The 6,758-nt window shown below is 63.7% G+C and carries 4 protein-coding genes; 2 read left to right on the top strand and 2 right to left on the bottom strand.

What is annotated here, in order from left to right:
• Positions 1 to 4: 4 nt before the first annotated feature.
• The gene (gene gspE, locus Q8Q83_RS18790) at positions 5 to 1,501 is read right to left on the bottom strand and encodes a type II secretion system ATPase GspE (RefSeq protein ID WP_305625653.1); all 1,497 of its coding nucleotides are present in this window, start codon (positions 1,499 to 1,501) and stop codon (positions 5 to 7) included.
• A 237-nt stretch (positions 1,502 to 1,738) separates the two neighbouring features.
• Between gspE and Q8Q83_RS18785 the strand changes: the two genes are divergently transcribed.
• The gene (locus Q8Q83_RS18785) at positions 1,739 to 2,383 is read left to right on the top strand and encodes a type II secretion system protein N (protein WP_305625652.1); all 645 of its coding nucleotides are present in this window, start codon (positions 1,739 to 1,741) and stop codon (positions 2,381 to 2,383) included.
• Between the two features lie 4 nt (positions 2,384 to 2,387).
• Positions 2,388 to 4,346: a type II secretion system secretin GspD gene (gene gspD / locus Q8Q83_RS18780; protein ID WP_305625651.1), complete on the top strand. Its 1,959-nt coding sequence runs from the start codon at positions 2,388 to 2,390 to the stop codon at positions 4,344 to 4,346.
• Positions 4,347 to 4,593: 247 nt separating this feature from the next.
• Here the strand turns inward: gspD and Q8Q83_RS18775 are convergent.
• A partial coding sequence (locus Q8Q83_RS18775) for a peroxidase family protein (protein ID WP_305625650.1) occupies positions 4,594 to 6,758 on the bottom strand: 2,165 nt, incomplete at its 5' end.

Below are 6,758 nucleotides of genomic sequence, written 5' to 3'. Positions count from 1 at the left end.
TGTCCTACTCCTCCCGGGTCACGCGCAGCACTTCCTCCAGGGTGGTGACCCCGGCCAGCACGTTGCGCATGCCATCGGCGCGGATACTCGAACCCAGGCTGCGGGCGTGACGGACCATGTCCTGCTCGGAGGCGGCATTGTGAATCAGGGTGCGCAGCTGATCGTCGAACACCACCAGCTCATAGATGCCGGTACGGCCGCGATAGCCCTGCTGGTGGCATTCGCTGCAGCCACGGGCGTGATACAGGGTCGGCGGCGCCGCGGCGCTCACGCCGAGCAGCGCGCACTCGGCCTCATCGGCCTGGTAGGCCGCCTTGCAGTGCGGGCAGAGCACCCGCACCAGACGCTGGGCCAGTACCCCGAGCAGGGACGATGACAGCAGAAAGGGCTCGACGCCCATATCCACCAGGCGGGTGATGGCGCCGATGGCGCTGTTGGTGTGCAGGGTCGAGAGCACCAGGTGACCGGTCAGGGAGGCCTGCACGGCGATCTCGGCGGTTTCCTTGTCGCGGATCTCGCCGACCATCACCACATCCGGGTCCTGGCGCAGAATGGCGCGCAGGCCGCGGGCGAAGGTCATGTCGACCTTGGAGTTGACCTGGGTCTGTCCTATGCCTTCGAGGTGGTATTCGATCGGATCTTCGACGGTGAGGATATTGCGCGTGCGGTCATTCAGGCTGACCAGGCTGGCATACAGCGTGGTGGTCTTGCCCGAACCGGTGGGGCCGGTGACCAGCAGGATGCCGTGGGGTTTGCGCACGGTTTCTTCCATCAGCTGCCGATCGCGGGCGCTCATGCCCAGGTGCTGCAGATTCAGGCGCCCGGCCTGCTTGTCGAGCAACCGCAGCACCACCCGCTCGCCATTGGCCGAGGGCAGGGTCGAGACCCGTACGTCGACCTCGCGGCCGCCGACCTTCAGGGAGATGCGCCCGTCCTGGGGAATGCGCTTCTCGGCGATATCCAGGCGCGCCATCACCTTGATCCGCGACACCAGCAAGGCCGCCAGTTCGCGCTTGGGCTCGAGCACCTCGCGCAAGATACCGTCCACCCGGAAGCGCACGACTAAACGTTTTTCGAAGGTTTCCAGGTGAATATCCGAGGCGTTTTCCTTGATCGCCTCGCCGAGAATGGCGTTGATCAGGCGAATGATCGGTGCGTCGTCTTCTTGCTCCAGCAGATCCTCGGTTTCCGGCACCTGTTCGGCTAGCGCCGCCAGGTCCAGGCTGCCGCCCAAGCCTTCGGCCAGCTGCATGGCCCCCGAATCATGCTGATAGGCCTTGGCCAGTGCCTGTTCGAAGGCTTCAAGGGAGAGTGCAGACAAGGGCAAGCGAGTGCCGACAAAGCGCTGCGCCTCGGCCAACGCCACCAATTCGACACCGGGCCGGTAAGCCAGACGCGGGACGTCGCCCTCCAGCAGCAGCACCACGCCATGGCGCCTGGCAAAACTGAACGGCAAACGCCGCAGTGGCACCTCAGTGAGCAGCGCATTCATTCGTAACATGCCTTAAGCACAGTAATCCGACACAGCGTTCGAGGGCGCAAAGCGACGGCTCAATAGCTGGGGCTGCGCGAGTTAATTGGTGTAAGTTGCCCGCAGTAGAGCGCAAACAGCGCGCTATCTTTAGCACATTGAGCTAACAGACACACTACCCCGACGGGGGGCTGTCAAATCCGCGGCAAGTGTCTATGATCAGCGCGCGATCCAGACCACAGAATAATAAGGCTCGGAGTAAAGCTTTTGCCCCTTTCGGCACCCCAACGCTGGCTACAGCAACAGGCCACCACCCTGGTGGGCCTGGCGGTGATTCTGACCATGAGCGTCAGCCTGGCCTGGCAAACCGCCGATTGGCTGCGTGTACTGCGTACCCCAGTGGCGAGCAGCAGCCCCACGCCCAGCGCACCAGCGGCCCCCAGCGCCGACCCACAGATCAGCCAACTCTTCGGCAGCAGCGCGGCCCCCAGCACTGCCGCGGCCCCCGCCACCAGTCTGCGCCTGACGCTATTGGGCAGCTTCGTGCATGCCGACCCCAAGCGCTCCAGCGCGATTATCCGCAGCGAAGGCAACGCCGCCCAGCGCTTTACCATCGACAGCGAAGTGGCCAGCGGCGTGCGCCTGCATGCGGTGGCCGCCGACCATGTCGAGCTGATGCGCAACGGTCACCGCGAAAGCCTGAGTTTCCCCCTCAGCCAGTCCCAGGACGGCGCCAGTTCCTACAGCAGCAGCGCCAGCCCCGACGATGCGCTCGAGCAACTCAGCGAGATGGAAGACGACAATTTGGTGCAACTGCGCGAGCGTATGGACGCCCTGCGCCAACAAATGGAAACCGCCGGCACTGTGCCGGCGGATGCTGAACCCACCGAGCAGCCTACGGAAAACGACTGAACCGATGACCCCGATCCTTTCGCGCCTTACCTTCGCCCTGCTGGCCGCGGGCCTGGCCTGCAGCCCGCTGCCGCTGAGCGCCGCCATCAATGCCGTAGAGCCGAGCGCCAACCAGCAGGAAGAAAGCTGGACCATCAACCTCAAAGGCGCCGATATCCGCGAGTTTATCGACCAGGTGGCGCAGATCAGTGGGGAAACCTTCGTCGTCGACCCGCGGGTCAAAGGCCAGGTCAGCGTGGTGTCGAGCACCCCGCTGAACCTCGGCGAGGTCTATCAGCTGTTCCTCTCGGTGATGGCCACCCACGGTTTTAGCGTGATCACCCAGGGCGACCAGGCGCGCATAGTGCCCAACGCCGAAGCCAAGGCCGACGCCGATGCCGGCCGCGCCGCGCCGGACCGCCTGGAAACCCGGGTGCTCCAGGTGCAGCACGGCTCGGCCACCGAGCTGATCCCGCTGATTCGCCCCCTGGTGCCGCAATACGGCCACCTGGCCGCCGTCAGCTCGGCCAACGCCATTATCATCAGCGACCGCACGGCCAATATCGAACGCATCGAAGACCTGCTGCGCCAGCTCGACCAGAAAGGCCAGAACGATTACAGCGTGCTCAATCTGCAGCACGCCTGGGTCATGGACACCGCCGAGGTGCTGAGAAATGCCGTGGATCGCGGCCAGGCCAAAGGCACTTCCGCCACCCAGGTGATTGCCGACGGCCGCACCAACCGCCTGATCCTGCTCGGCCCACCGGCGGCCCGCGCCAAGCTGATGACCCTGGCGCAATCCTTGGACACCCCCACCAGCCGCTCGGCCAATACCCGGGTGATTCGCCTGCGCCATGGCGATGCGAAGAGCCTGGCGGAAACCCTCGGCGAGATTTCCGAGAAGCTCCAACCGGAAACCGGCGGCGAAACCACCGGCAAACCGCAGACCATCCTGATCCGCGCCGACGAGAGCCTCAACGCCCTGGTGCTGCTGGCCGAGCCCGATGTGGTGACGACCCTGGAAGACATAGTGCGTCAGCTCGACGTGCCGCGCGCCCAGGTGATGGTCGAGGCGGCGATTGTCGAAGTCTCCGGCGATATCAGCGACGCCCTCGGCGTGCAGTGGGCGGTGGACGGCCGCGGCAGCACCGGCGGCCTGGGCGGCACCAACTTCAGCGGCACCGGTTTGTCGGTCGGCCGCGTGCTGCAGGCGCTGCAGGATAAGGACAACGATAGCGACAACAACAGCCTCGCCAACCTGCCGGACGGCGCCATCATCGGCCTGGGCACCGACAGCTTCGGCGTGCTGATCACCGCGCTGTCGGCCAACAGCAAGAGCAACCTGCTGTCGACCCCCAGCCTGCTGACCCTGGACCACCAGAAGGCGGAAATCCTGGTCGGACAGAACGTGCCGTTCCAGACCGGCTCCTTCACCACCAGCGCCTCGGGGGCGGATAACCCCTTCACCACCATCGAGCGCCAGGACATAGGCGTGACCCTGAAAGTCACCCCGCATATCAACGAGGGCGCCTCCCTGCGCCTGGAAATCGAGCAGGAAATCTCCTCCATCGCCCCCACCAGTCAGGGCGTCAATGCGGTCGACCTGATCACCAACAAGCGCTCGATCAAGAGCACCATACTCGCCGAGAACGGCCAGGTCATAGTGCTCGGCGGGCTGATTCAGGATGACGTGACCCAGGCCGACTCCAAGGTGCCGCTGCTCGGCGATATCCCCCTGCTCGGCCGCCTGTTCCGCTCGACCAAGGAAACCCGGATCAAGCGCAATCTGATGGTGTTCCTGCGCCCCACTGTGGTGCGCGACGGCGCCGGCCTGGCCGCGCTGTCCGGCAAGAAGTACAGCGATATCCGCGTGCTCGGCGATATCCGCGAGAACTACCGCCCCGGCACCCTGCCGATCGATCCGGTGCAACTGTTCGACCAGACAGACCCCGCCGCACAACCGGCCATCGATCTACGCCAATGAAGTAGGCACAAACAAAAAGGCCCCGCTCTTATGACCGGGGCCTTTTTGCATTCAGATCGTAGGTTGGGCTGAGCTGTGCGAAGCCCAACAAGATACCAATCGACAAGGCTTGCGCCCGAACCATCGCAGTTGGGCTTCGTCACTACGCGACTCAGCCCAACCTACGCGGTCACCTACACCACTCGAGCAGCACCATAAGAAAGGCCTCGGTTTTCCCCGAGGCCTTTCTGTTTGTGACGAGTGACGCTTATTTGTCTTCGCTACGCTGGTGCTTGAAGAACACCCCACTATCGCCAAAGGCCGAGGCGATAAAGGCCGAGGTCAGTTCCAGCTCGCCGATCTTCACCGCGCTGCTGCGCCGTTGCGCGGCGTAGGTGCGGCTGAGCGAGGGGAAGATCGAGTTCTTGATCTCCATCGAGGTGGCATACAGGTCATAGACCTTGGTGCCGGCATTCAGCGTCTGCAGGTCCGTGCGGAAATCATGGGCCTCCCTGGCAAAGCGGTTGCGCAACTCGCTGCGTGGCACGAAATACAGCTGAGTTGGCGACTTAGGCGTCGGTACCACCGCTCCCGCCTGGGTCACCTCGGCCATATCGTTGGGCAGCAACAGCGTCGGTTTCAGGGTCACGGCCGAGAACAGGATGGTGGTACCCAAAGTGTCATTGGCTTCCGGCACCACGTACTGCGACAGCTCGTTGGCGAAGAAATTGTGGTTAGTGCCCTGCCCGCTCAGGGTGTAGAGCGCCGAGATGTTCTCCGACGGCTTACCGTCGACGAAGGCCTTCCACGCCAGCCCCGGAGCGAAACCACGCTCCGCCGGATCACCAGTCACCGACAAACGCAGCAGACCGCTATCGGCGCCCTGGAACAGGCCGCTGTAGGGGGTGTTCGGCACCGGCACAAACTTGACCTTGGCCATCACGCCATGGGGATGGATCGGTTTCTCGTAACCGGCTGGAGCCACGTCACTGCGGGTTTTCACCTTGTTCCACAGAATCGAGCCGATCAGCCCACCGACATTCACCGGCTGCAACGCCGGCAGCTGGTCCGCAGCGTACTGGGTGCGCAGCGCGCCGTTGACCCAGAGGTTTTCCTGCTTGTTGGCCCCTGGCCAGCTTTCGTAATCGGCCGGAATGTTCAGCCCCCAGGGTTTGAAGGCGTTTTCCACCCCTGCCAGGCTGGCGTTCAGCTGGGGGTTATGGCGTTTCAGCACATCGACCATGGTGGTGTGCTCGACCCAGTCGATACCTTCCTGGGTGTACACCTCGGGACGGTAGTCCTTGGTGTAGAAGCGGTCCGCCATCAGGCGCCGCGAGGCGTTCATGATAAAGATCTGGAACGCCGTCTCGCCGAAGGCGAAGCCATCCGGGCGTACGGTTTCGGCCAACTGACCGACCAGGGTGTCGATCTTCTCGATGTCGTTGTTGTACAGGCGCTTGAGCTCGGCCAGGGTCGCGGCGTCTTTAGTCAGGTCCTCGAACTTGGTGATCGGATTGAGGCCGATCTGCCGGCGGAACTCGTTGTAACGCGGCACCCCGCGCTCACGGTCACGCAGTACATCGATGGCGGCCAGGTCGATATCGCCCACCAGCGGAATGGACAGGTTGCGCAGAAAGTTCGGGTAGTTGTGCAGGGTCAACGAACCCGGGTTGGTGATGCCGAAGGAGTACCACAGGCGCTCCGGACGCTCGACGTTGAGCAGGCTCTCGGCGTCGCGGTCACGGGTGTTCTGCACTGGGATGCTGCGCGACACCTGGTTGGAGCCGATGTCGTAGACCTGCACGTTGTCGCGCATCAGGGGGTGCATGCGGTACACCGAGACGAACTCCTCGGTGAGGGTAAAGGGCACTCCATAGTTGTTCGGCGCGGTCGAGCCAACTATGCCGCTGAAGGCATGGTCGAAGGCACTGTTGCCCACCCCAGGGGCGACATTGGGGTCGAAGCCGAGGATGCGTTTGACGAAGGAGTCTGACCTGGCCAGATCCTCCTGCAGCATGCGCACTTCGGCCTGGAAGTCATCACGCGGGCCGCCCTGGCCCAGCAGGCCCCACCAGTTGGCGTACATGGCCCGCTCGGTGATGGGGTTGGCGATCACCGCCGGCGTCCACTCCACGGTGTGGATCTTGGCCATCAGCGCCGCGTTGATCAGCCGCGCGTGGTCGTACAGCCACTGGTCGCTCTGCGCCGGGTACTTCTGCTTGAGTTTGCTGGCGATGGCGTTGTGTTCCAGGGTGAACAGCTGGTGCAGCATGCTCAAGCCCACCCACCAGTTCTCGTTGAAGCCGGTCACCGCCTTGCCGCTGAGCAGTTCGGTCGGCAGCGTGCCATCGGCATTGACCTTGAGTTTGCCGTCGACGAAGGCGCGCACCTTGTCGTTGGTTTCCTTGCTGCTGCCGTACAGCTGCGAGCCGT

Origin of the sequence: Pseudomonas sp. (assembly GCF_030696055.1) — a bacterium.
Lineage (GTDB): Bacteria > Pseudomonadota > Gammaproteobacteria > Pseudomonadales > Pseudomonadaceae > Aquipseudomonas.
Note: the sequence above shows the minus strand (reverse complement) of the source record. Positions and strands in the feature narration are given on the sequence as shown.